Raw genomic sequence first — 24,468 nt, 5'->3', positions numbered from 1 at the left:
TCAGCTAGCTTGATCATGACAACAGAAGATCATCCGAAAAACTGATCTTTCAATCATTACCATTAGTAATTATTGACTGGTCAGTGGTCAAAACAAAACCTAAAATTCCCAGCATGAAACTAACTACCAGAGGACATTACAGTGTAAAGGCATTGCTAGATTTAAGTTTACAGCCAGCCTATGGACCCGCATCAGTAAGAGCGATGGCCCACCGTCAAGACATTCCTGCACCTTACCTGGAAAAGTTGCTCATAGAAATGCGTCGGGCGGGATTAGTCAAATCAATTCGGGGTAGCATTGGCGGATATCAACTAGCATTAAAGCCAGCACAAATTTCTATAGGTCAAATTTTAGAAGCAGTGGGCGAAACTATTACTCGTTTACCACATCACAATCCCACTCCAGATCAAACTGAAGATTGGGTAACATTTACTCTTTGGCAAAGACTAAACCAAAAACTTAAAGAAGCTTTGTACAGTATTACTCTAGCTGATCTTTATTATGATGCTCGTAGTTGGCAAGCTTCTCTGGGAGAAGAAGCCAGTTTTGTTGTTTAGTCATTCATCAAAATAAATGGCATCATCTGTGATTTTGATCATTGCAGCATTATTAGATTACTGCATTGGTGATCCTTGGGGTTGGCCTCATCCAGTACAATTTATGGGTGGGATAATTTCTCGCCTAACTAAAATTTTTACTTCAGTCAGTTTGAATCCTCTTACACAACGCATAGCTGGAATTTTTTTAGCCCTCACCTTAATAATTGGTAGCGGTTGTATCAGTTGGTTAATAATTGAAATTGCAAAAAAGTGGTATCCATTGTGGGGAATTGCCTTAGAAAGTATTCTCCTAGCCAGTTGTTTCGCTTTTAAAAGTCTCCGCACAGCTGCTGAAGCAGTTTTAGAACCATTAATAGCCGGAAATATAGCATCAGCTCGCCAGATTTTAAGTAATTATGTAGGTCGAGATACACAACAGCTTTCCGAACCAGAAATTTTGCGGGCTGTGTTAGAAACTGTGACAGAAAATGCTACTGATGGGGTTATGGCTCCGCTTTTTTATGCAATTATTGGTGCTTGTGTACCCGGTTTGGGTTTAATTCCTCTAGCTTTAGCATACAAAGCTAGTAGTACCCTTGATTCAATGGTGGGTTATCGGCAAGCGCCTTATACTTATTTAGGATGGTTTAGTGCAAGGTTAGAAGATTATTTAACTTGGTTACCTTGTCGCTTAACGGTGATTACCTTGGCACTGTTATCACGTAAACCCTTAGATGTGTGGCGAATATGTTGCCGAGATGCAGTTAAAGACCCCAGTCCTAATTCAGGATGGAGTGAATGCGCTTATGCTGCTATTTTGGGTGTGCAAATGGGAGGTACAAATTGGTATGGCGGATTACCGAGACCAAAACCACTACTAGGAGATGCCATTCACCCTATTACTCCAAATTCTATTGAAACTGCTTTATTATTAACTCGATATTGTTTTTTATTGTGGTTAGGAATAGCGATCGCTTTATTACTGATACTAGTATACAAATAAACCTTCTACCCATTCCCCAGCTAAACTATGTCTGCCAAAGTAGTTGAAATCCTTTCCTCAGAAGACCTGCGCCGTACCTTAACACGCCTCGCCTCCCAGATTGTGGAAAAGACCCGTGATTTATCCCAACTGGTACTCATCGGTATCTATACCAGAGGTGCGCCATTAGCAGAATTATTAGCACGTCAAATTGAAACCCTGGAAGGTGTCAACGTTGCAGTGGGGGCATTAGATATTACATTCTATCGAGATGATCTAGATAAAATTGGCTTAAGAACTCCAGCCAAAACTAACATCCCCTTTGACCTCACAGGGAAAACAGTTGTGCTGGTAGATGATGTAATTTTCAAAGGTCGGACAGTTCGCGCTGCTTTGAATGCTGTAATTGAATATGGTAGACCGGAAGTAATTCGCCTGGCAGTTTTAGTGGACAGAGGTCATCGAGAAGTACCAATTCACCCAGATTTTACTGGTAAGCAACTACCTACCGCTAAAGAAGAAATAGTTAAAGTTTACCTACAAGATTGGGATGATAAAGATGCCGTGGAGTTGATGTCAGCAAATAGCTAAATTCTCTTCACGAACTTTAGTTAATGCGATCTGTTTTATTCGGCTTGTAGCCACTTCTTAGATATCAAATGGGTTCTAAAGGACTTACGCAGGAATTAAGGAATAACTAACCACAGAGACGCAGAGGACACAGAGGAATCAGGATTTGAGAGAGTTTTTGCGTAAGTCATATCATATTTATTTATCAAGTTGAGGCGGCTTAGAATTGGTTTCGTAACTGTAAAAAGCATTGTCAAACACTAACTGTCGCCTTGATCCTTGATCCGGATGCGACGCTCAAATATTTCCTTAATTACCAGAGTTGCACCAGCCAGACCCGCTAATACAACTGAAGCAGCAAAAGCACCTTGAGAATCGTAATTACGATAAGCCCCCTCCACATATAGAGTCATGGTTTGAGTCCGGCCAATTAAGTTACTAGATACTACAGCAATAGCACCATACTCTCCCATAGCGCGGGCAGTAGTGAGGATAATTCCATAGAACAACCCCCAACGAATAGAAGGTAGTGTGACTCGCCAAAAAATCTGCCATTCTCCAGCACCCAAGGTTTTAGCTGCTTCTTCTTCCTGAGTACCCACTTCTTCTAGTATGGGGATAACTTCACGAGCCACAAAAGGCATTCCCCCCAGCATCGTCGCCAGAGCAATACCCGGAAAAGAAAAGATAATCTTGATATCGAGGAACTGTAGCAAGGGATCTAGTAGCCCATTCCGTCCATAGAGGGAGACCAGCATTAAACCAGCGACAATGGGGGAAATGGAAAAGGGCAAGTCAATAATACTTAGTAACAGGGTGCGCCCCGGAAACCGACGGCGGGCAATTACTAAGGCTGCACATAGCCCAAAAACCACATTAAACGGTACAGCTATTCCTACGGCCATTGCCGTCAGGCGCAGCGCTTGAGTAAAATCTCGGCTAGTGAGGGTGGCAAAAAACGGACCGATACCCCGGCTGAAGGCTCCCATAAATACATAAAGGGTAGGCAAAAATAAGACCATCCCTAAATAGACCACCACCACCGTAATCAAAGCAATTTTTCCCCACTCTCGATCTTTCTGGGATTTAACTCCTACTAGCACGGACTGGACAGATTTAGATTCAACCGTCATAGCGTTGCCTCCAAGCTTGTAATACGTTCACCATCAGCAAAAGTACCAGGGAAATCAGTAGTAACACAGTGCCAATAGCCGTAGCCCCAGCCATATCGTTCTGTTCGAGGCGCTGAAATACTAGGATGGGAGCAATTAAATCTTTATAGGGAATATTAGCTGCTATCAACACCACTGAGCCATATTCTCCCACTGCACGGGCAAAGGCCTGGGTTGTACCGGTGAGAATAGCAGGTAGAAGGGGCGGTAGAATCACCCGCCAACTGGTTTCCCAGCGAGAAGCCCCCAGAGACCAGGCTGCTTCTTCGATGCTATGGTCTAACTCTTGCAGTACGGGCTGCACGCTACGAACCACAAAAGGCACTGAAATAAATACCATCGCCACTGCTACCCCCAGGCGAGTAAAGGAAACCCTAATGCCAAGGGGAGTGAGAAATGAACCAATCCAGCCTTGCTCGCTGTAAACAGTAGCGAGGGTAATACCAGCAACCGCCGTGGGTAGGGCAAAGGGCAGGTCAATCACCGCATCTAAAACCCGCTTGAAAGGGAAATCGTAGCGCACCAGTACCCAAGCTGTGGCAGTACCTGCAACGCAGTTAATCGTGGCGGCGAAGAAGGCAGTGACAAAGGTAATGTTGTAAGTGGATAGGGCAACAGGGTCGGTAGCTAGCCGCCAAAACTCTTGTGGGGAAAGGGTTGCAGCCCGCAGTATTAAGGCTGATACAGGCAGTAACAGGATGATGGAGATATAGGTAATGGTGACTCCCCAGGGCAAAGAAAAGCGCTTGAGCCAATTTTTGGGGGCGAGAGGGAAGGTAGATTGTGGATTTGAAACTGTCATGGCTTCAGAATATTAGTTAGGCCTAGCGTCGAACAATATTTGCTTGGATATCGTCAAAAATTCCGCCATCAGCAAAGAATTTAGGGCTGACTTGATTCCAGCCGCCAAAGTCTGCAATCGTAAACAGGGTGGAGATTTGAGGATAGTTATCGGCAAATTCTGCAATTACTTCTGGTACTACTGGTCGGAAACCTGCTTTGGCAAACTCACGCTGGGCTGCGGGGGTAAAAAGAAACTGGACAAAGGCTTCTGCTACTTCGCGGTTACCTTGCTGATCAACATACTTATCTACTATGGCAATGGGGTTATCAATAGAAATATTAATTTCGGGAACTACGTAAGGTAAGTCCTGTCCCTGTTGTTTAGCTAAAATTACTTCGTTTTCATAGTTGATGAGTGCATCTCCCTGTTTTTGGACGAAGAATGCATCTGTGGCTTCACGTCCATCTCTGGGTAAAACTGGCACGTTGGCGTAGACTTTAGTCACAAAGTCTTTGGCTTGTTCTTCAGTACCGCCTGTTTTGATGATGTTTCCCCATAAGGCCATGTAGTTCCAACGAGCGCCACCGGAGGTTTTGGGGTTGGCGGTGACTACACTGACATCGTTGCGGGCTAAATCATCCCAGTTTTTAATGTTTTTGGGGTTGCCTTCACGGGTAACAATTACACCTACGGAACGGTGAACAATTCCATCACCGTTGGGTGTCTTTTTCTCCCAACCTGGTTGAATTAGTCCGGCATCCTGGATTTGTTGGGTGTCTGCTGAGAGTGCGAGGGCTACGATGTCGGCTTCTAAGCCATCAATCACTGCACGGGTTTGGGAGCCTGATCCACCGTAGCTTTGCCCAAAGTTGACGGTTTGTCCGGTTTTTTCTCGCCAGTGTTCTACAAATAGGGGAATAATGTTTTTATATGCGGCACGGGTGACGGCGTAGCTGACGAAGGTGAGTTCTTTTGTACTGGCATTACCACTATTATTGGGAGAGCAGGCGGCGATCGCAATAATTAAGCTGACTCCTACAAAAAACAGCGAAATAGAACTTTTGAAAGATGTGCTTTGCCATCGATTACGAATATCCTCCCACATAACAACCTGAGACTCCTGAATTTAATCTACAGCTAATCGATGAAGATTTAGTATTTTATTGATTAGTCATAGATATTACAGACAACTCAGTGAAATAGCAACATAATCACCATGATCTCAATCAGTAATATGGTGATTCAATTAAATTTGAATTTTCAATTATATTTTTTTCTGATCTGCATCATGCTAGACCTTCCCAAATCTCCGCTCTCGTTGCTGGTAGACAGACAAAGCGCGGTGAAACTCATTGCGGTCAAAATCCGGCCATAGAGCATCTGTGATATAAATTTCCCCATAAGCCATCTGCCACAGTAGGAAATTAGACAATCGCATTTCACCACTAGTACGGATTAATAAATCGGGGTCGGTAATTCCGGCTGTATATAGGTGACGCTCAAACAACTGCTCGTCAATTTCATCAGGTTTAATTACACCTTCCTGGACTTTTTGGGCGATCGCGCGACAAGCTTGTAAAATTTCCTGTCTTCCGCCATAATTAGTCGCTACTGTAAACCTAATGGCTTGATTATGCCTCGTTTCTGCCATTGAACGGGATATTTCTGCTTGTAGCGATGGTGGTAAAGCATCCAAATTCCCCACAAACTGGATTTGCACATTCTCCTTAACCATTTCCCGCAGTTCTTGACGGAGAACTCTTTGAAACAAAGTCATCAAAAAATCTACTTCTTCCTGGGGTCTTTTCCAGTTTTCGGTGGAAAAAGCATAAGCCGTGAGCGCCTGAATACCCCAATCTTTACAACAGCGCAGCAAATCCTTGAGAGCATCCACTCCTCGCTTATGTCCCATAATTCGGGGTAGACCTTGACGTTTAGCCCACCGACCATTACCGTCCATAATCACTGCAACGTGCTTTGGTAGTAGTTCTCGTTTTAAGTCAGAGGGTAAATTTTGCAATTCAGTGTGTTGTGCTGTCATTTTTTATTTCGAGAAGCGGTCGATGGTAATCCGATTAAACGTGAAACTAGTGCTATTGCCTTAAGACCCATCTGACGACCCAAACCTAACAGACCAGGAGCAACAGCTTCCCGATCTACAGTACTCGATAATCGCACCTCTAAAGACTCTTTGAGTGTTCTAATCGTCAATGGTCTATTGAGATTTCCTCGTTCCGCTAAGGAAATAGAACCCGTTTCTTCTGATACAACCACACAGATACAATTTTCGACCCGCTCAGTAATTCCCATTGCAGCTCGATGGCGTGTTCCCAACTGGCGCGAGGCTGTACGTCCCGAAAGTGGCAAAATTATACCTGATGAAACAATCCGCGAGCCACGGATCAAAGTTGCGCCATCATGTAGTAAAGTTTTTGGCTGAAAAATTGTTTGTATAAGTTCCTTAGAAACATCAGCATTCAGCTTTACCCCAGGTACTGAAAAATCCCGCTCGTGAATCGGACCAGTTGTTTCCAAAATCAGCAAAGCTCCTATGCGGTTTTTTGAAAGTTCTTTGACCGCATCCACAATTTCATCAATCACACTATCAGACTTGGGGATTGTTAAACTCGATGGTTTAAATAATTGCTGAAATTCGCCACGTCCCACTTGCTCCAAAAAGCGGCGAAACTCTGACTGAAGACCAACTGCTATGGCCACAGCGCAGCCAATCACTAACTTTTCGAGAACAAAATTAAGTAGTGGTAGACCAATTCTGCCACTGAGTGCGGAGGCTAGCATTAAGATGATAAAACCCCGCACCATCCAAAGTGTTCGGCGCTCACTAATAATAACTAGTATCATGTACGTCAGCGCTAACACTAACAAGATATCCAGAGTCCCAAGCAGCAAGGACTGCGACCATCCCAGGTTTGTCAGCCATTGCTTCCACGAATCTCTCATGACATCTGGATTACTCTTTGTTCTCCCTTAATATTCTGTCATTTCGCTGTGATTTTCATGCCCCAAAGGTTGACGCTTGAAAAATCAACAGTTATCAGTTATCAGTTATCAGTTATGTAACTAGTGAAAGCTTTGGTGGCGGTTTTCAATTCCTCACATACGCCTGTTAACTGTCAACTGTTAACTGTTAACTGATTTCACGCTGGTTACTTCCGCACGTTTAGTCTATCTGGTAGACAGTCTTGTTTAATCAAGTCCTGATAATTTTCGCGGCGCAAAATTAAATTTGCTTCGCCATTTGCCACTACAACAGCTGCTGGTCTAGGTAAACGATTATAGTTAGATGACATACTGTAATTGTATGCACCAGTCCCCATCACTACGAGTATATCTCCTGGTTCGGTTTTTGGTAGTTGGGCATTTTTAATCACAATATCCCCTGATTCGCAATGTTTACCAGCAATTGTGACTGTTTCTGTCAGAGCCGCAGACATTTTGTTAGCTACTACTGCTCGATAAACTGATTGGTAAGTAATTGGTCGGGGGTTATCAGACATACCGCCATCAACTGATACGTAGGTACGAATTTCTGGTATAACTTTTGATGATCCTATAGTATAGGCGGTGATACAGGCTGTGGCAATTAGCGATCGCCCTGGTTCACACAGTAATTTTGGTAAAGGCAGATTTTCAGATGTACAAGCTGTTTGAATAACTTCGCAAATCGCCTTAACCCATTCTTCAATACTGGGGGGATCATCAGATTCGGTATACCTAATTCCTAAACCACCACCAACATTTAATTCTGTGATCTTTAACCCGTAATTTGCCGCTTTCTTCAACCACTGCACCATTACAGCCGCCAGATCCTGATGGGGTTGGCGTTCAAAAATTTGGGAACCAATATGAGCGTGTAAACCGATGCAGTTTAATGTCGGTTGCTGACTAACAAAGGTAAATACTTCGTCTAAATCATTGGGATCAAAACCAAATTTACTATCTAAATGTCCGGTGCGAATGTATTCATGGGTATGACATTCAATCCCTGGTGTTAAGCGCAACATTAGCCGGATAGGGGCAGATGTTTTCCCATCTTGTGCGGCAATTTTCACCAAGGTATGCAATTCTTGCCAGTTATCTGCCACAATTGTGCTACCAGATTCGATGGCTAACAGGAGTTCTTCTTGGGATTTATTATTCCCGTGGAGATAGAGTTTGTCAGGGGTAACACCAGCATTGAGGGCTGTGTAAAGTTCGCCTCCAGATACTACATCTATTCCTAAACCTTCTGAGGCGGCGATCGCACAAACAGCTAAACAATTCCAGGCTTTAGAAGCATATAATACCTGAGATTCTCCCTGGTAATATTTTTTGAATGTGTCCCGATATTGCTGGCAAGCTAAACGCAGGGTTTCCTCATCTAAAATATACAAAGGTGAGCCAAACTGCTGTACTAGGGTTGTGACATCACACCCACCAACTTCCAGGATATCTTGACTATTAACTTTGGCAGTTATAGGTAAAAGTTCCTGGTTGGGGGAAATATTGACATTTTGAGGTCGCTGTTGAGATAAATACTGACTACCAGCATTTTGAACGCCAGTGGGGTGAGTCGATACCATAATTTTTATAAATTGTCCTTGCTCAAAGTTGAAAGTTGTTTGGGCGTAGGTGAGAAATTCTCCCGATTCTCAGTTTACCGAAAATAACGCGGGAACAGGAGATATGCCTAACATCAGTTCGTTATTGTCTTAACCTACTTTTTCCCCAACGTGACATTATTAGATTTAAAGCTGCAATCCCTAACTTCAGATCATCTCAGTGCCATCTTGGAATTAGACCAAGCCTGTTTTGGCGGATTGTGGACTCTGGAGGGCTACCAAAGAGAGTTAGACAGTCCTAACAGTGAACTACTGGGGTTACTTTCCCCGGTTCATGGGTCAGAGTTGCGAGGAATGGGATGTTTTTGGGCGATTTTAGAGGAAGCACATATTACAATTTTGGCGGTTCATCCCCAATATCATCGTCAAGGCTGGGGACAGTATTTACTCTATTCTCTGTTGGGGAAGGCTAGCGATCGCGGTTTGGAGCGAGCCACCCTGGAAGTTCGGGCTTCTAATGTGGCGGCTATATCTTTATATCAAAAATTTGGCTTCCAAATAGCGGGGCGGCGTAAGCGTTATTACCAAGATAATGGCGAGGATGCTCTGCTGCTATGGTTATCAGATTTACAGTCGCCTGAATTTGCAGTCACTTTGGAAACTTGGCATACTATTTTGAGCGATCGCTTGCGGGTTATTGGTTATTAGTCATTGGAAACTAGAAATCTTTCCCTCCCACACTTCCCACACTCCCCACACCTCCCTGGCTCTTCCCCAGGGCTGCTATCAGGATCACATTAATGTAAAAAAATCAGGTTATTTTTAGTTTTTTTACATTAAAATATTTAATCAAAAAAAGTTTAAGTTTAAATAAACTAATATATGATTGCGTATTCTTGACTATATCATAGACATTATGTTAAAAGGTGGTGTTTGTAAATGGTTAAAAAAATCTTTAACCACTGTGGTCTGTTGCATAGCAGTCAAACCCAGGAATACTGGTAAACTCAAGCTCCTCAGTATAGCAGCCACAGAAAAAGTAATAAATAGTTAATAATTACGCCATCAACTTCGGCGAAACTTTTTGGTAGCCTATAATCTTTATACAGGCATCCAAAAGCAGAGCCTGTGCTAAAATCAGCATACCGGCACGACGCAGGTGATGGGAAAAATGCCATGTTTGAACGCTTCACAGAAAAAGCCATTAAGGTAATCATGCTGGCCCAAGAAGAGGCCCGCCGCTTAGGTCACAACTTCGTTGGAACCGAACAGATCCTCTTGGGTCTGATTGGGGAAGGCACAGGAGTTGCAGCCAAAGTGTTGAAATCAATGGGTGTCAATCTTAAAGATGCCCGCATTGAGGTAGAAAAAATCATAGGCCGAGGTTCGGGCTTTGTAGCCGTGGAAATTCCGTTTACGCCACGGGCAAAGCGAGTTTTAGAACTATCCTTGGAAGAAGCGCGCCAATTAGGGCATAACTACATTGGCACCGAGCATCTGTTGTTGGGCCTGATCCGGGAAGGGGAAGGTGTGGCAGCCAGGGTGCTAGAGAATCTAGGGGTAGATTTATCTAAAGTACGAACCCAAGTCATCCGTATGCTGGGAGAAACAGCAGAGGTTTCAGCCACTGGGCCATCAGGACGCACCAAAACTCCAACCTTGGATGAATTTGGTTCAAACCTCACCCAAATGGCGACGGACAACAAGCTAGACCCAGTTGTAGGACGCGCCAAAGAAATTGAGCGGGTGATCCAAATTCTGGGTCGCCGGACTAAAAATAACCCAGTATTGATTGGTGAACCAGGGGTTGGTAAAACGGCGATCGCTGAAGGTTTAGCGTCACGGATTGCCGATAAAGATGTCCCCGACATCCTGGAAGATAAGCGCGTAGTCACTCTAGATATTGGCTTGCTAGTAGCAGGAACCAAGTACCGGGGTGAATTTGAAGAACGCCTCAAGAAAATCATGGATGAAATCCGCTCTGCGGGTAATGTCATTCTGGTGATTGACGAGGTACACACCCTCATTGGTGCAGGTGCAGCGGAAGGAGCCATTGACGCAGCAAATATCCTCAAGCCAGCTTTGGCTAGAGGCGAGTTGCAGTGTATTGGAGCCACAACTCTAGATGAGTACCGTAAGCACATCGAGCGAGATGCAGCCCTTGAGCGACGCTTCCAGCCAGTAATGGTGGGTGAACCGTCAGTTGATGAAACTATTGAAATCTTGCACGGATTGCGCGAACGCTACGAGCAACACCACAAGTTGAAAATCTCTGATGAAGCTCTTGTAGCTGCGGCCAAATTATCTGACCGTTACATCAGCGATCGCTACCTTCCAGACAAAGCCATTGATTTAATCGATGAAGCTGGTTCTAGGGTACGTTTGATTAACTCCCAATTGCCACCCGCAGCCAAAGAGTTAGACAAAGAACTACGTCAAATCTTAAAAGAAAAAGACGACGCTGTGCGCTCCCAAGACTTTGACAAAGCTGGGGAACTGCGCGATCGGGAAATGGAAATCAAAGCCGAAATCCGCTCGATCGCTCAAAGCAAAACCAACGCCACCGGGACTGAAGGTGAAGAACCTGTAGTAGATGAAGAGGATATTGCTCACATCGTCGCTTCCTGGACAGGCGTACCGGTGAACAAACTCACCGAATCTGAATCCGAGAAGTTGCTGCACATGGAAGACACCTTGCATCAGCGCTTAATCGGTCAAGAAGACGCTGTGAAAGCAGTTTCACGGGCAATTCGTCGCGCTCGTGTCGGTTTGAAAAATCCTAATCGACCCATCGCTAGTTTTGTCTTCTCTGGTCCCACTGGTGTAGGTAAAACCGAGTTAGCGAAGTCCTTGGCATCTTATTTCTTTGGTTCCGAAGAAGCAATGATCCGCCTGGATATGTCGGAATATATGGAACGCCACACCGTCAGCAAACTGATTGGTTCACCTCCTGGTTATGTCGGATATAACGAAGGTGGTCAATTAACAGAAGCTGTGAGAAGGCGACCCTATACAGTGGTGCTATTCGACGAAATCGAAAAAGCTCACCCCGATGTCTTCAATATGCTGCTGCAAATTTTAGAAGACGGGCGGTTAACCGATGCTAAAGGTCGCACAGTAGACTTCAAGAATACTTTGCTGATTTTGACCTCCAACATTGGTTCTAAGGTAATTGAAAAAGGCGGCGGCGGTATCGGCTTTGAATTTGCCGATGATGCTACCGAAACTCAATACAACCGTATTCGCTCTTTGGTGAACGAAGAACTCAAGCAATACTTCCGTCCAGAGTTCCTCAACCGTCTAGATGAGATTATCGTCTTCCGTCAGTTGAACAAGGCAGAAGTTACACAAATTGCCGATATCATGCTCAGGGAAGTCTTTGGTCGTCTAACTGAAAAGGGTATCACTTTGGAGGTTAGCGATCGCTTCAAGGATCGCTTGATTGAGGAAGGTTACAGTCCGAGTTACGGTGCAAGGCCGTTACGTCGGGCGATTATGCGCTTGTTAGAAGATAGTCTAGCAGAGGAGATTCTCTCTGGTCGCATCAAGGATGGTGATACAGCCTTAGTTGATGTTGATGAAAATGGCGTTGTCCAAGTTAGTTCTGAACAACGTCGGGAATTAATGCCTCAAGGTATTGAGTCCTAGTTAGAATTTGTAAAAGTTAAATAAGCGGTGGGGAATTTTGGTTCTCTGCCGTTTTTTTTGTGTCACGCAGAGGCACTAAGGAGCAAAGAAGCAAAGAGGGAAAATGAATTATTTAATTACAGCAGTTTGCGATCGAACCCGCCACAAAAATAAGTCCCAGAATTAAGTCTAGAAATGGGTTCGATTATTTCTGTCTGTGGCACGGTTGATAACAATTTGCTGTAAGATGTAAATACAGTTGTTATTGATCTGTACTTTTAAGAGTATTTAATACCGTATCTATTTTATTCTCAATAGCATATAGTTTATTAGGAGGAAGCTTGCTTATAAATTGGTCATAGTTCCAATCATTATCTAAAATCTCTCTTATTGTTTCTGCATAAGAATAATATTTTTCAAATAATTTAATGTCTTCTTCTGGGAACGTGAATGAAGCATTAAATGTACAGTCTATTTCTATAGATTGAAATGATTTATATAATTCATCTTCGTAAATGACTGCACCTGTTTTTAATCTATTTTCAATTATTGACCAAGCTGGATGACCATGTGAAATACCTGGTTGTACTGCTGAAGGTGAACAAGTAAAAATAAACTCGAATTTAAAATCTTTATGACTTAATATGAGTTTTGCTTTTGGAAAAAGATTATCTTCATATCGAATCAGCAACTCAGTATCTAACGGTACAGTGAAAGATGGATTGCCATCTCGGTCAATACCATCAATTGCTAAATTCTTCACTTCTTCTCCCAAATTTCCATATAAAATTACATTTCCATATAAACTTGGTATATCATTTATAGAGATTTTTTTAAGATTTTCTTTAAAAGTAGTTTCTTGATAGTTAGATTTAACAGAAACATTTTTTTGATAAACAGGAGGTCTTCTTTGAATATTTATTAACCAATAGTTCTGAAAATAAAAAGATAAGTTGTGTATCAACACATAGGGAGTGATTCCTAAAAAGAAAGATTGTCTTGATTTATTAAACATATCCTTCGTAAAACTTGGTGTTTGAAAAATTTTTGATGAAAGAGGACTTGTTACTGCATTATAGTTGTAATGGCACAGGGGTTGTTCTATTGGCGCGGTTACATTGAGAGAAACCTTATTGTAGGTAATAATAGTCCTACAATTATAAGTAAAATCTGCATCTTCTTGATGAGTAAATAACCATTGTAATTGGTAATCACCCACAAGTCTTTTACCATGTCTAGTTCTAATATAATAAATCCTAGTTTTAATATCTATTCCTTCTTTTTTATTTATAAAAGCATGAGGTATCTTATGTTTTTTAGGAATATTAATGATTAATAAATCACCTTCCTCCAATTCTAAAAATTTGATATCATATTCAATAATAGGACTAATTTGCGTATAACAAATATTATCTATCATTCCCTTATCTCTATCAATATCAAAAATATTCTTACCTTCAATCTCTCCATCGTTTTTAGCACCTATTATTATCCTACCACCTAGTCTATTGGCAAATGCTACAATTGCATAAGCTAAGTCTCTTCTTCCATCCTGATTTCTTAATATATCTGACTGTTTTAATTCATATTTTAAATTTTCTTTTTCGGGATGTTTTAAAATTTCTAAAACTTGTTTTTTTAGTGTTGACATTTTCTTATGATGTAAAAAAGTATCATGTTATTATATACCAGACTTAAATCGTCTGTATAAACCGAGATAGTATTAGTGTATTGTATTTTTTGAACCTAGTTCCAATTTTTTGGCTAAGTTTACCAAAAGTATTGATTTGCATGGAGGTGCTAATGCTGGAAAAATGTGATGATCGCTTTTAGTTAGCTAATGCTGGAGGGGGGAGCATCTCTCTTTGTTAATGTGGAAGTAATGCGTCGCTTTTACTCCGTAGAAATATTACATAAATCCCCAGCTAACATCACTGGAATTTCTGAACCTACAAATCCACACACATCACGAGTTACAATCACATCTACCGTAGATATCATCGCACAAGCGTACTGCACAGAATCCTCAAAATCTTTAAAATTTAAAGATATTGCTTGTTCTAAAACATTTTTATCCACCGCACAAATGTGTAAATCTGAGAGAATTTGTGATATTGCATCTTCAGCAACTTTTACACCTGCGGCTTTACGAATAATATAATAAATATTAGTAATTGTGGTAGCAGCAATAAACCCTGCAATTTCACCAGCATCAATTTTTGCAAATAACTTGACTGCATCTTCCACAAAAGGCTCTCGTTCAAGTAAAAAATCAAGAACAATATTCGTATCAATAAAAACTCGCATTACTGGTATTTCTCAGTTAGATAACTGACATAATCTGCAACAATATTTTCATTACTTGATATGTCTGTACCTTTAGCAATACCACGCAGTCGGGATAAGTTACCCTTCTTTGAGACTGGTTGAGTTTCTTGTTGGATTGATTCTAATAAAGTTTGTACCAATAGCCAGCGTTGACTCATTGGTAATTTCAAGACTTGTTTTTGCAATTCTTGTAATGTCATGAGCAGATATTTGAGTTTGTTTTATCTCAATCATACATAAACGCAGAATATTCCCCCCAACTTAACCGTTAATATCCATATTTATTTGTAATTGTCAAGTTAATTTATGTTAAGGCGATCGCATAGCTTACCGAATAAATCGTTTTTATAGATTGATTAGAAAATAGAATTTAATTCCTCTTAGTTCCTAGTAATTAAATGATAGAGAATTTAATCCTTCTCTACCATGTTTGATGTATCGTACCCAAACTGCTTTAATTATCTAGTTTTTCCTTAGTCATTTACCACCGTAGAAAAAAGCCACTTCTTTCTCCTTGAGGACGGCGAAACCTGCTTTCACAAGCATCTGATCGAGTTCTGCTTGAGGAATGTGTTTTGCGCCAATACGCACAATGCGCGATCGCATGGTATTAGACACTCCACTACGCTGTCTATTGGCCTCTAGCGCCATGACTTGGCTATATAGTTCCAGCTTTTCAGGGGGAATAGGAGAACCATCAAAATCAATTCCCTGAGCGATCGCCTCATCAATAGCATCAGCACCCTTAGTTGTAGACATGGTAATTTATTTTCAAAACTATAGGTAGATTCTACCAGTGTTGGTCATCCCAAAAAACCAGCACAAATTAAAAGTTTTCCCCCATGAATATAGTGGGTTTGGTGATGTTAACCCACTATTGAAGTTTGTCCGATTCCTCGTCAACCTGTATTTCTCATTCCAGCCGCAATACCGTTAATAGTTAACAATGCTCCTCGCAGCAACTCACCTTTGCTGTAACGAGAGTGAATCATCCCAGAAGTAGCAGTAATATTGCGAGTCTGGCGCAAGCGTTTGAGTAGAGATACTTGGATGAAGCCTAAAGGTACAATAGTTCCATTGCGTAACTGTACTGAACGTTGCAAAACAGGATCACCATCCAACAGCCGACTGTGACCAGTGATTTTGAGGACTAAATCCCTCGTGAGATAGAACTCATTGGCAATTTGCTCAAAAACTTTTTCCAGTCGGGCTTTGTCTTCAGGATTCCCCAATTCTTCAACATAGTGATGTGCCATTTGCATATCTACTTTCGCCAGGGTCATTTCCGCTTTAGAAATCACCATTTTGAAGAACGGCCACTTAAGATAAAAATAGCGCAGCAATTTCAGGTGTTCTTCTGATTCTTCATCCAGAAATCCCTGTAAAGCTGTACCGATACCATACCAAGAAGGTAATAAAAACCGGGTTTGTGTCCAGCTAAAGACCCAAGGAATAGCTCGCAAACTGCTTAAATCTTTCTTACCAGAAGGTCGCCGCGCTGGACGAGAACTAATTTGTAATTGGCTAATTTCTTCAATGGGAGTGACTTGGTGGAAAAAGTCGATAAAATCCGGTTGCTCGTAAATTAGAGCGCGATAATGTTGACGCGATCGCACTGCTAATTCTTCCATAATCTCATTCCAAGGTTCAATATCATCAAACCCTGTCCGCAATAGACTAGCTTGAATTACCGCCGTGGTGATTGTTTCCAGATTATACAGAGCTAAATCCAGCAACGAGTATTTAGAAGCTAATACTTCCCCTTGTTCTGTAATCTTAATCCGCCCATTAATACTCAGTCCTGGTTGAGCCAAAATCGCCTCATAAGCCGGACCGCCACCTCGTCCCACAGATCCCCCTCTTCCGTGGAAAATCCGCAAACTTAACCCATATTCTTCGGCGATTTTCTGGAGTGATTTTTGGGCTTTATGAATTTCCCAGTTGCTACTTAAGAAACCAGAGTCTTTATTGCTGTCAGAATAGCCCAGCATGACTTCTTGTAAATTGGGGGTGAGGGGAGAAGCTGTAGCCGGAATCGTCGGTGATACAGAGCCTTCCTCTTGACTGGCTTTGAATGCTTCGTAGCCCCCTGCTAATAAAGCCCTATATAACGGTAGTTCAAATAACTCCCGCATGACGCTTCTGGAGCGTTGTAGATCTTCTACCGTTTCAAATAGGGGGACAACCTGAATAGTCCCCACTGCGATCGCCGGGTCAAATAGTCGGGATTCTTTGGCTAAGAGCAAAACTTCCAGGACATCACTAACTTCACGGCACATACTGATAATGTAAGTTTGGCAGATGTTGACACCAAACTCCTGCTGTAGCGATCGCAATATCCGGAAAGTTTGAATGACATCGTTAGTTTTTTCCGAAAATGGCAACTCTCCGGGAATTAATGGGCGACGGGTTTGCAGTTCCCCAGTCAGCCAAGCTACGCGCTGTGGTTCCGATAATTCGTTATAAGGTTGGGGTAGGAGTTGCAGATATTCCAGAATCTCATTTAAAGCATCAGAATGTCTGGTGGACTCTTGGCGAATATCCAACTGGGTCAAGTTAAAATCAAAAATTTCTACTTGACAAATCAGCGTTTCTAACTCCCGACAGCTTAAACCTGTTTCTGTCAAATTTCTTTCAATTAACCGCAGTTCTGCTAAAAACTCCGCCCCAGAACGATACATAGGGATATCTTCATGGATAAAAGTTTCTCGGTTAGACAAAGATATATTGCGATCGCGCGTATTTTCCAACCGTCTCAGCACATAAGACAATTTTAATCGATAGGGTTCTTGGCGATAACGCAACGCCAGCGCATCATATACATCACTTAACTGCGACTGATCCATTTCCAGAGATTCCAACAACTCTGGTAAGACATCACTCCAGTGCATCGACACACTCAACAATGAAATTAGTTCTTTCACTGATTGAATATATCGTTCCACCACCATTTTGCGCTGATAGCAAGCTGTTTGCCAAGTGATTTCCGGTGTCACTGATGGGTTTCCATCTCGATCTGAACCTACCCAGGAACCAAAAGAGCAAAAGTTTTTATGGGGAGGTTCCAGCCAAGTAAATGTCTTACCCAGAGCATATTTCAACCGCTTATATAGTTGAGGAATGCCATCAAATAACACTTCTTGGAAGTAGTGCAAGGCATAATCTACTTCATCCAAAACTGTGGGTTTAAACTGATGTAGTTCATCTGTGCGCCACCACAGGCGAATTTCTTCCAGCAATTGTCCGCGCAAGTCTGCTGCTTCCCAAGGGTATCCCCCCAGGGTGTTGTCTGTGACATTTTCCACTGCATCAAGTTTTTGCAGCAGGTTTACGACCTGTCTTTGTTTACCCCGGATTGTATGACGAACTATTTCTGTGGGGTGGGCTGTAAACACCAAACGCACATCTAAATGTGAAATTAGCCGTTGAATTTGCTGAGGTGGAACATTCAGCTTGAATAAAAGAGGAAACAGAGTCGCAAATGTCCCTTTTTGCGTGTCTAGGGATTTGCTGACCCAACTTTTTGTAGAGAATTGATTAATCGTATCTGTACCAGTTTCTCTGTCTGTATTTCCGGAAATGGCATCATCTTCCTGTTGTTTCGAGGAGTAGATAGCATTTGATAAGGTCTCCTCTGAAATTAACGTTTCGGCTTCCCCTTCGGAATGACGAGTTAATTGCTGACGTTGTTCATATTCCTGCTCTATGATGTTAATCAACTGGAAATACAACGCAAAGGCGCGAGCTGCTCGAATTGCCTCGTTAATATTCAGTTGTTCAATCAACTTCACAGCAGACGCGGCTTGATCGTCGGTTGCTTGTCCTTCTGGTGAACACAAGTCACGCAATTGGCGTAATAAATCCACCATTGTTTGGCCGCATTCTTGTCGGAGTACCGATTCCCACAATTCCTCGACTACTTGGAGACGATGACGCAGAAATAATTCTGACGCAGGGTAAAAATTTGCGGCATGAGACAAACTGTATAAAAGAGAACTCATAGTTTCTGCTCTTGTAAAGCTAATTACTGTTTACATCGTAAAGACACGATTTATGGCATCTGTGCAAGACAATTAATTCTCAGGGTAAAACCATGAGGTTCTTAGGTTTTAAATATATTTTTTAACCTCTTTCCACGCCTCTAATGCTGGTCTCCCCAGTATGATCATCTGGGAATGGGAGAATCGGCAGGCGATCGCCGCGAAATAATTCTTCACTGGCTTTCCCTAAGGATTCTAAAGCTTGTACTGTGGCCTTTTGGGTAGTCACCAGCATTAATATAGACCCTGTACCTATTTGTAAGAGGAGAGATGGGGGAATGCTCAAACAAGGTAGATTGAATCCGGTATGATCTGAAGATTTTAGGGTAGTAGGAGTCATTACTAATTCTTGGTTGTAGGCAAATGAGTAAAACGAAACAAGCGCATTGACCAACTGTGAGACTTGCAAACCCATAAGCTTATCTTGGCCGATTTTACAAGTCCACAAAGTAACAAAAATGTTAAAAAAAACTGCAAACCGCGATAGTCCTATGTTTCTATTTTACAAGTCCAGGCAACACCATTTCCAAATCCTGAGTACAAACGCCATTAATTGCCTCTTGACAATCAAATGTTGAGTTTATGTTTTATTGATTGATCAATACCCTATTTACCCTGACCCTCAGCCAAAGCGAGAGTACCCGTTTACATAGCATCCTGAAGGGTAGGGAGAGTAGCGTCTCCTAAAGAAGAGCTAATTACCAATAACCAATGACTAAAATTAACTGCCCATGAAAACAGCATTACTAGATAGTCAGAAATCACTAGTGCAGTGGGTAAGCCGAGCCACAGGAATCCACTCTTTGGGAGTCAAAGTTCGATTGCGGGGAAATGACCTTCACATTCTTTGTGAAAGTTCAGACCCTCCCCAACGTTGGCGGACTCTGTTTGACTTGCTTCACTCACTCAAGCAAACAAATTTGGATCTTTTAACCAGTAACGAACAACCCTCAATATACCAAGTATTTGTCTATGGGCGAAAAAAAGGGGAATATCGACCCCAATGGTGTCATCGGGTTTATTTAAACCAATTAGAACGACACATAAAACAGGTAGATCAAGCCCTGGAAGGCTCAACGAAAAATCCTGGCGGTGGGGCATTAATTCTCTCTAATGAAAGTTTAGCGCGTCGGGGAGACCCCCAGGCCATTGCTCGCTATCTCAGCGAAAATCTCAGTTCTTTGGGAGTGTCCGTACAAGTACAAACCAAACCTTATCAGCCAAAAGATAGTAATCAACCCTTAGTTAATCGCTTGTGGGTCTTTTGTAACTCCAGTTATAGCCCTGATTCCTCATTATTAGCGGAACCAATCGCCCAGCAGTTACGAAATTTAAAACTAGTCGGTTATCAAGATGCCGTTATTGTTTCCCAGGTCAGTGGTGAAACCGCATCTGATTGGATGCTGAGAGTGGATTTACGTCCTCCAGAAATGATGCTGAAGGAATGGGCTAGGTGGGGAGACATTGAGGCAATTACTAGGCTGTTACGCTCAATTTTGTCGGACTTTCAAGTTGCAGTCCAAGTTTCTCTCAAACAATCCACCCTACATATCTTTTGTACTCCGGCTGATGATTCCTTAGAAACTGCCCCAGTTCAAGGACAATGTTTAAAGATTATTTCCCGCCAGTTAGAGGCGATCGCCCCCCAAGGTATTCTCGCAGCCACTGTTTACGGACAAAAAACTTTAGATCAACCACCAATTTGGGTTCAATGGCTGAGTTTACCTGCTAGCGAACATCCCGCCTTAGCCACATTACCCCTAGAACTGGCAAGTGATGGTGATCAGCCCGCAATTATTTTTTTACTAGAGCGTTTACTGAATGTGGATTTAGATTGGCGTTTAAAAACCGGTGGGATTCGGGTAATGTTGCTACGCAAAGCTGACCTGTTACATATCATGTGTGATGCTCCCATCTGTCCCACCCGCTCACAAGTCGCTAAAAAAGTTACCCAGTTTTTACGCCAGTTAAAAATGCCTAGTATTGCTGGAGTGCGTGTTTACGGTCGTCGTGCGGGTCATAAGGAACCATCGTGGCATTATGGTATGGATTTAGTACAACGCCAACGCTTAGTTCCAGAAGCTACCCCAGAATTTGCTGCTACTGCTGAATATGTTAATGACCTGATCACGTCTGAAAGTCAGGATTTAACCTCAGAAAAAGTTCAAAATTTTGTCACAGAAGCCACACATAGTTCGAGTAAACAGGTTCATCACCTGTCGGCAATTAATTTCAAAAAGTGGCTAATAGAAACGCAGATGTTTATAGCCAGTGATCAATTAGTTATAGAAAATCCTAATAGTCAAGGAATAAAAGTAGCTTTGGTTTGGGGTGCTTTGGGTTTATTGCTGACTTTCCAAACTGATGGGATTTTGAATTATGTGATCAGTCGCTATCAACCAAGTTCACCACCAGTAACTAATATTTCCCCCTCCTTTTCCTCTCCTGAACCAGAGGAAAGTGATAATGACCCTTTATTAAATAACCAGTTGGGAAAAGCATCTGAGGGAAATCAAGGGGATGTATTTAATAATTCCGGATTTACTGGCGGTGATGATGTCCAAGCAAATATTTTGAGATCGGCTCCACCAAGACCCAGAGCTAATGCGGCGGCGATTTTATTAGCGGCGCGATCGCCAATGCCTAGTTTTAATTCCCGACAATTAGACGAACAACTGGCATTATATAAACAGCGCATTGCTACCAATGGTAAACCCGCCGATATTTTAATTATTGGCTCTTCCCGCGCCTTGAGAGGAATTGACCCTGTAGCATTGACTCAGGCTTTAGCAAATCAAGGCTATCCCAATCTGGATATATTTAATTTTGGGATTAACGGTGCAACAGCACAAGTTGTTAACTTAATTATTCGTCAAGTGCTAGAGCCATCGGAACTACCAAAACTGATTCTTTGGGCAGATGGTTCCCGTGCCTTCAATAGTAATCGCCAAGATGTCACCTTTGAAGCGATCGCTGCATCAGCAGGTTACAAACAAGTATTGGAAAAAGCATTAGTAGCCGCTAATAGTAATGAAACCCCGCAAAATTCTCCGGTTGAACCTCCAGTAATTGAGAAACTAAAAAATAACACTTATAAAGCAGTCGATGACTCATTGAATAAGGCGTTATCTAGCATTTCTATGAGTTACCAAAATCGTGAGGAAATTCAAGCCTTTTTGCAGCAGCAAATTCTCTCACTACCATTTGTAAGAAAAACCAAAAACATCAGTATCCAGACAAATGTAGCATCAGCTAATTCCGATCTAAATACTAGCGATCAGGCAGTAGACTTTGATGGATTTTTAGCTTTATCTGTGCGTTTTGACCCTACAAAACACTATGAAAAATACCCCAAAGTTACTGGTGATTACGACAATGATTATCAAGATTTTCAGATAGAAGGTGAACAGAATTTAGCTTTTCAAGAAGTTTTACAGTATACTCAGTCTCAAAATATTTCCCTAGTATTTATTAATATGCCTTTAACATCTGACTATTTAGATCCAGTCCGCACAAAATATGAAGAAGTATTTCAGGAATATATGTTATCTGAAGCCACAAATCCCAAATTTATATATAGAGACTTAAGTCAACTTTGGCCACAAATCAATGATTACTTTTCTGACCCTAGTCACCTCAATCGTTTTGGTGCATACGAAGTATCAAAAACATTGGCTAATGATCCGATGATTGCTTGGCCAACGAAGTAAAATGTAGTGCAGGGGAAGAAATCTCTTCCCAATGACTCATGACCAATGACTAATGACTAAAACATGAAATTTATATCAATTTCCTATGGACTGTTTTTGCTCAGTGTATTAGGAATTTACTGGTCTGTACCTAACCAGACTTTACGGCTGTGGACTTTGCTAATTGCTAGCCTTGTTTTCTACGGGTCTTTAAACGTCGAATATATTCCTCTATTAATAGTAATTACTGGGATTAACTTTCGTTTAGGACGAGAGATTGGCAATAACACCGCACAGGGAAAATATGCTGCTGACTGGAAACTTTCTAATGAAGAATGGCAGTTTGCCCAAAGTGATTGGAATAGTCGTCGTCTGAAGTTGTTGTGGCTGGGTGTAATTTTAAATGTTCTATTATTACTGGGATTCAAATATCTCCCAGTGATATGGGATTATATTTTTGGCTTGCAAATCAATTCCCCCAATTCTGGATTTAAATTAATTGCACCTTTGGGGATTTCATTTTTCACTTTCGAGTGCATTGCTTATTTAGTAGATGTCTATCGTGGTGCGCCAGCTACAAAAAATTTACTCAAATTTGTTACCTATAAATTATTCTTTGCTAAACTCATTTCTGGCCCCATTACTCGTTATCACACCCTAACATCTCAATTCTATAAACCAGATATACCCTCTGCTCAGGGAGTGACACAAGCGCTATGGTTAATTTCTCGGGGCGCGGTCAAAAAGGGGATTTTAGCAGATAATTTGGGCATCTTCGTTGATTTATGTTTTGGCAATCTACAAAGGGCTGGTAGTGCTGATCTATGGTTGGCAACATTTGCCTATGGCTTGCAATTATATTTAGATTTCAGTGGTTATGTAGACATGGCGCGAGGGAGTGCTTTACTCTTCGGCTTAGTTTTACCTGAGAATTTTAATTTTCCTTATTTCAGCACCAGTATTGCTGATTTTTGGCGGCGCTGGCATATCACTTTGGGCGATTGGTTACGAAATTATGTTTACTTTCCTTTGGGTGGTTCCCGTCAAGGCTTGACTCGCACCTGCTGGAATTTACTTATTGTGATGCTGATTGCTGGTATTTGGCACGGTTCAGCCTGGGGTTTTATCATTTGGGGGATATTACACGGTTTAGCTTTGGGAATACATCGTCTTACAGATGCGATGAGCGATCGCTATGAAAATTTAGCCCATTTCTGGCACAATCCTCTGGGTATAGTTTTCGCTTGGTTATTAACCCAACTTATGGTTTTTACCTCTTGGATTTGGTTCCGTCTCCCCAATCTCCAGGACTCCTCTTGGGTCATTCAGCACCTCTGGGGTCATCGTGCTGATGGACAGTTTGTGCAAAAAGTTTATGTAGAATCTCTGAATATGAACCAATACCAACTGACTGCAATGCTGGCAATTTTAGCTGTAGTGATGAGTATCACCTACGCCTTTAATGGCAGGCTGAGATTAGAGTTTAACTGGCCTGTCAAGCTGGTGTTTATACCCCTATGCCTATACGCCGTGTGGTTATTAGCTCCTGAAGGCAGCTTACCTTATATTTACTTTGATTTTTAAAGGTTAGGACAAGCTTTATAAGTAAATCTAATGTTTACAGCGAACTTAAATAATAAAATCAATAGTTTACTCAACGTAAATTCATGTTAAGTTTATTAAGACAGACAAACAAAGCGTGCGTCTGATTAATCACAAACATTGCAATCATAGAAATTATGACCACAACCTTACAACAGCGCCAAAGCGCCAACGTATGGGATCGCTTCTGCGAGTGGATCACCAGCACCAACAACCGGATTTACATCGGTTGGTTCGGCGTTCTCATGATCCCCACCCTACTAGCTGCTACCACTTGCTTCATCATCGCATTCATCGCAGCACCTCCTGTAGATATCGATGGTATCCGCGAACCCGTAGCTGGTTCCTTAATTTACGGAAACAACATCATCTCAGGTGCAGTTGTTCCTTCTTCTAACGCTATCGGCTTGCACTTCTACCCAATCTGGGAAGCAGCTTCCTTAGACGAGTGGTTGTACAACGGTGGTCCTTACCAATTGGTAATTTTCCACTTCTTGATCGGTGTAGCTTGCTACTTAGGTCGTGAATGGGAACTTTCTTACCGCTTAGGTATGCGTCCTTGGATCTGTGTTG

At 42.0% G+C, this 24,468-nt stretch carries 19 protein-coding genes and 1 pseudogene; 8 read left to right on the top strand and 12 right to left on the bottom strand.

Annotated features, from left to right (window positions below; all coding sequences use genetic code 11):
* Nucleotides 1-113 precede the first annotated feature (113 nt).
* Genes VB620_RS09720 through pyrR form a run of 3 tightly spaced genes read left to right on the top strand, consistent with a single transcriptional unit; the run spans nt 114 to nt 2,112 of the window.
* Nucleotides 114-557: an Rrf2 family transcriptional regulator gene (locus VB620_RS09720; RefSeq protein WP_323195948.1), complete on the top strand. Its 444-nt coding sequence runs from the start codon at nt 114-116 to the stop codon at nt 555-557.
* 16 nt (nt 558-573) lie between these two features.
* The gene (cbiB, locus tag VB620_RS09715) at nt 574-1,542 is read left to right on the top strand and encodes an adenosylcobinamide-phosphate synthase CbiB (protein ID WP_323195947.1); all 969 of its coding nucleotides are present in this window, start codon (nt 574-576) and stop codon (nt 1,540-1,542) included.
* A gap of 27 nt (nt 1,543-1,569) precedes the next feature.
* On the top strand, nt 1,570-2,112 hold the full coding sequence (gene pyrR, locus VB620_RS09710; RefSeq protein WP_323195946.1) for a bifunctional pyr operon transcriptional regulator/uracil phosphoribosyltransferase PyrR: 543 nt from the start codon (nt 1,570-1,572) through the stop codon (nt 2,110-2,112).
* A 239-nt stretch (nt 2,113-2,351) separates the two neighbouring features.
* On the opposite strand, the gene cysW is transcribed toward pyrR, so the two are convergent.
* The 6 genes from cysW to lysA form a co-directional block, all read right to left on the bottom strand.
* The gene (gene cysW / locus VB620_RS09705; RefSeq protein ID WP_323195945.1) at nt 2,352-3,224 is read right to left on the bottom strand and encodes a sulfate ABC transporter permease subunit CysW; all 873 of its coding nucleotides are present in this window, start codon (nt 3,222-3,224) and stop codon (nt 2,352-2,354) included.
* Nucleotides 3,214-4,065: a sulfate ABC transporter permease subunit CysT gene (gene cysT, locus VB620_RS09700; protein WP_323195944.1), complete on the bottom strand. Its 852-nt coding sequence runs from the start codon at nt 4,063-4,065 to the stop codon at nt 3,214-3,216. Before cysT ends, cysW begins: the two co-directional genes overlap by 11 nt.
* A gap of 22 nt (nt 4,066-4,087) precedes the next feature.
* Entirely contained in the window at nt 4,088-5,152 is a 1,065-nt protein-coding gene (locus tag VB620_RS09695) for a sulfate ABC transporter substrate-binding protein (RefSeq protein ID WP_323195943.1), read from the bottom strand.
* Nucleotides 5,153-5,338: 186 nt separating this feature from the next.
* Entirely contained in the window at nt 5,339-6,088 is a 750-nt protein-coding gene (locus tag VB620_RS09690) for an isoprenyl transferase (protein WP_323195942.1), read from the bottom strand.
* Nucleotides 6,085-7,008 (bottom strand): diadenylate cyclase CdaA, encoded by a 924-nt coding sequence (gene cdaA / locus VB620_RS09685; RefSeq protein WP_323195941.1) that lies wholly within the window; start codon nt 7,006-7,008, stop codon nt 6,085-6,087. Before cdaA ends, VB620_RS09690 begins: the two co-directional genes overlap by 4 nt.
* A gap of 206 nt (nt 7,009-7,214) precedes the next feature.
* Complete coding sequence (gene lysA / locus VB620_RS09680) at nt 7,215-8,630, bottom strand: diaminopimelate decarboxylase (RefSeq protein ID WP_323195940.1); 1,416 nt, start codon at nt 8,628-8,630, stop codon at nt 7,215-7,217.
* A gap of 150 nt (nt 8,631-8,780) precedes the next feature.
* On the opposite strand from lysA, the gene rimI reads away from it, so the two are divergent.
* Nucleotides 8,781-9,317 (top strand): ribosomal protein S18-alanine N-acetyltransferase, encoded by a 537-nt coding sequence (rimI, locus tag VB620_RS09675; protein ID WP_323195939.1) that lies wholly within the window; start codon nt 8,781-8,783, stop codon nt 9,315-9,317.
* Between the two features lie 468 nt (nt 9,318-9,785).
* Nucleotides 9,786-12,257: an ATP-dependent Clp protease ATP-binding subunit gene (locus VB620_RS09670; protein WP_323196003.1), complete on the top strand. Its 2,472-nt coding sequence runs from the start codon at nt 9,786-9,788 to the stop codon at nt 12,255-12,257.
* Between the two features lie 241 nt (nt 12,258-12,498).
* Here VB620_RS09670 and VB620_RS09665 read toward each other — a convergent pair whose 3' ends face one another.
* The 6 genes from VB620_RS09665 to VB620_RS09640 form a co-directional block, all read right to left on the bottom strand.
* On the bottom strand, nt 12,499-13,887 hold the full coding sequence (locus VB620_RS09665) for an AlbA family DNA-binding domain-containing protein (protein WP_323195938.1): 1,389 nt from the start codon (nt 13,885-13,887) through the stop codon (nt 12,499-12,501).
* A gap of 242 nt (nt 13,888-14,129) precedes the next feature.
* Nucleotides 14,130-14,543, bottom strand: coding sequence for a type II toxin-antitoxin system VapC family toxin (locus VB620_RS09660; RefSeq protein ID WP_323195937.1), 414 nt, complete (start codon nt 14,541-14,543; stop codon nt 14,130-14,132).
* The gene (locus VB620_RS09655; RefSeq protein WP_063873066.1) at nt 14,543-14,764 is read right to left on the bottom strand and encodes a hypothetical protein; all 222 of its coding nucleotides are present in this window, start codon (nt 14,762-14,764) and stop codon (nt 14,543-14,545) included. Before VB620_RS09655 ends, VB620_RS09660 begins: the two co-directional genes overlap by 1 nt.
* A gap of 277 nt (nt 14,765-15,041) precedes the next feature.
* Complete coding sequence (locus tag VB620_RS09650; RefSeq protein ID WP_323195936.1) at nt 15,042-15,323, bottom strand: small RNA NsiR4-regulated ssr1528 family protein; 282 nt, start codon at nt 15,321-15,323, stop codon at nt 15,042-15,044.
* Nucleotides 15,324-15,463: 140 nt separating this feature from the next.
* Entirely contained in the window at nt 15,464-18,565 is a 3,102-nt protein-coding gene (ppc, locus tag VB620_RS09645) for a phosphoenolpyruvate carboxylase (RefSeq protein WP_323195935.1), read from the bottom strand.
* A gap of 121 nt (nt 18,566-18,686) precedes the next feature.
* Nucleotides 18,687-18,944 (bottom strand): hypothetical protein, encoded by a 258-nt coding sequence (locus tag VB620_RS09640; RefSeq protein WP_323195934.1) that lies wholly within the window; start codon nt 18,942-18,944, stop codon nt 18,687-18,689.
* 391 nt (nt 18,945-19,335) lie between these two features.
* On the opposite strand from VB620_RS09640, the gene VB620_RS09635 reads away from it, so the two are divergent.
* From VB620_RS09635 to VB620_RS09625, 3 genes and pseudogenes are all read left to right on the top strand, one after another.
* Nucleotides 19,336-22,314 carry a DUF1574 domain-containing protein gene (locus VB620_RS09635; protein ID WP_323195933.1) on the top strand — a complete coding sequence of 993 codons (2,979 nt, stop codon included), beginning with the start codon at nt 19,336-19,338 and terminating at the stop codon, nt 22,312-22,314.
* Between the two features lie 63 nt (nt 22,315-22,377).
* Nucleotides 22,378-23,877 (top strand): MBOAT family O-acyltransferase, encoded by a 1,500-nt coding sequence (locus VB620_RS09630; protein ID WP_323195932.1) that lies wholly within the window; start codon nt 22,378-22,380, stop codon nt 23,875-23,877.
* Nucleotides 23,878-24,032: 155 nt separating this feature from the next.
* A pseudogene (locus VB620_RS09625) lies at nt 24,033-24,468 on the top strand (photosystem II q(b) protein); the annotation flags it as partial.

The sequence above is a fragment of the Nodularia harveyana UHCC-0300 genome, assembly GCF_034931085.1.
GTDB lineage: Bacteria > Cyanobacteriota > Cyanobacteriia > Cyanobacteriales > Nostocaceae > Nodularia > Nodularia harveyana.
Note: the sequence above shows the minus strand (reverse complement) of the source record. Positions and strands in the feature narration are given on the sequence as shown.

Coding starts and splice junctions, on each gene's coding strand:
- VB620_RS09720 (WP_323195948.1), top strand. CDS start 114: ATGAAACTAACTACCAGAGGACATTACAGTGTAAAGGCATTGCTAGAT.
- cbiB (WP_323195947.1), top strand. CDS start 574: ATGGCATCATCTGTGATTTTGATCATTGCAGCATTATTAGATTACTGC.
- pyrR (WP_323195946.1), top strand. CDS start 1,570: ATGTCTGCCAAAGTAGTTGAAATCCTTTCCTCAGAAGACCTGCGCCGT.
- cysW (WP_323195945.1), bottom strand. CDS start 3,224: ATGACGGTTGAATCTAAATCTGTCCAGTCCGTGCTAGTAGGAGTTAAA.
- cysT (WP_323195944.1), bottom strand. CDS start 4,065: ATGACAGTTTCAAATCCACAATCTACCTTCCCTCTCGCCCCCAAAAAT.
- VB620_RS09695 (WP_323195943.1), bottom strand. CDS start 5,152: ATGTGGGAGGATATTCGTAATCGATGGCAAAGCACATCTTTCAAAAGT.
- VB620_RS09690 (WP_323195942.1), bottom strand. CDS start 6,088: ATGACAGCACAACACACTGAATTGCAAAATTTACCCTCTGACTTAAAA.
- cdaA (WP_323195941.1), bottom strand. CDS start 7,008: ATGAGAGATTCGTGGAAGCAATGGCTGACAAACCTGGGATGGTCGCAG.
- lysA (WP_323195940.1), bottom strand. CDS start 8,630: ATGGTATCGACTCACCCCACTGGCGTTCAAAATGCTGGTAGTCAGTAT.
- VB620_RS09670 (WP_323196003.1), top strand. CDS start 9,786: ATGTTTGAACGCTTCACAGAAAAAGCCATTAAGGTAATCATGCTGGCC.
- VB620_RS09665 (WP_323195938.1), bottom strand. CDS start 13,887: ATGTCAACACTAAAAAAACAAGTTTTAGAAATTTTAAAACATCCCGAA.
- VB620_RS09660 (WP_323195937.1), bottom strand. CDS start 14,543: ATGCGAGTTTTTATTGATACGAATATTGTTCTTGATTTTTTACTTGAA.
- VB620_RS09655 (WP_063873066.1), bottom strand. CDS start 14,764: ATGACATTACAAGAATTGCAAAAACAAGTCTTGAAATTACCAATGAGT.
- VB620_RS09650 (WP_323195936.1), bottom strand. CDS start 15,323: ATGTCTACAACTAAGGGTGCTGATGCTATTGATGAGGCGATCGCTCAG.
- ppc (WP_323195935.1), bottom strand. CDS start 18,565: ATGAGTTCTCTTTTATACAGTTTGTCTCATGCCGCAAATTTTTACCCT.
- VB620_RS09640 (WP_323195934.1), bottom strand. CDS start 18,944: ATGACTCCTACTACCCTAAAATCTTCAGATCATACCGGATTCAATCTA.
- VB620_RS09635 (WP_323195933.1), top strand. CDS start 19,336: ATGAAAACAGCATTACTAGATAGTCAGAAATCACTAGTGCAGTGGGTA.
- VB620_RS09630 (WP_323195932.1), top strand. CDS start 22,378: ATGAAATTTATATCAATTTCCTATGGACTGTTTTTGCTCAGTGTATTA.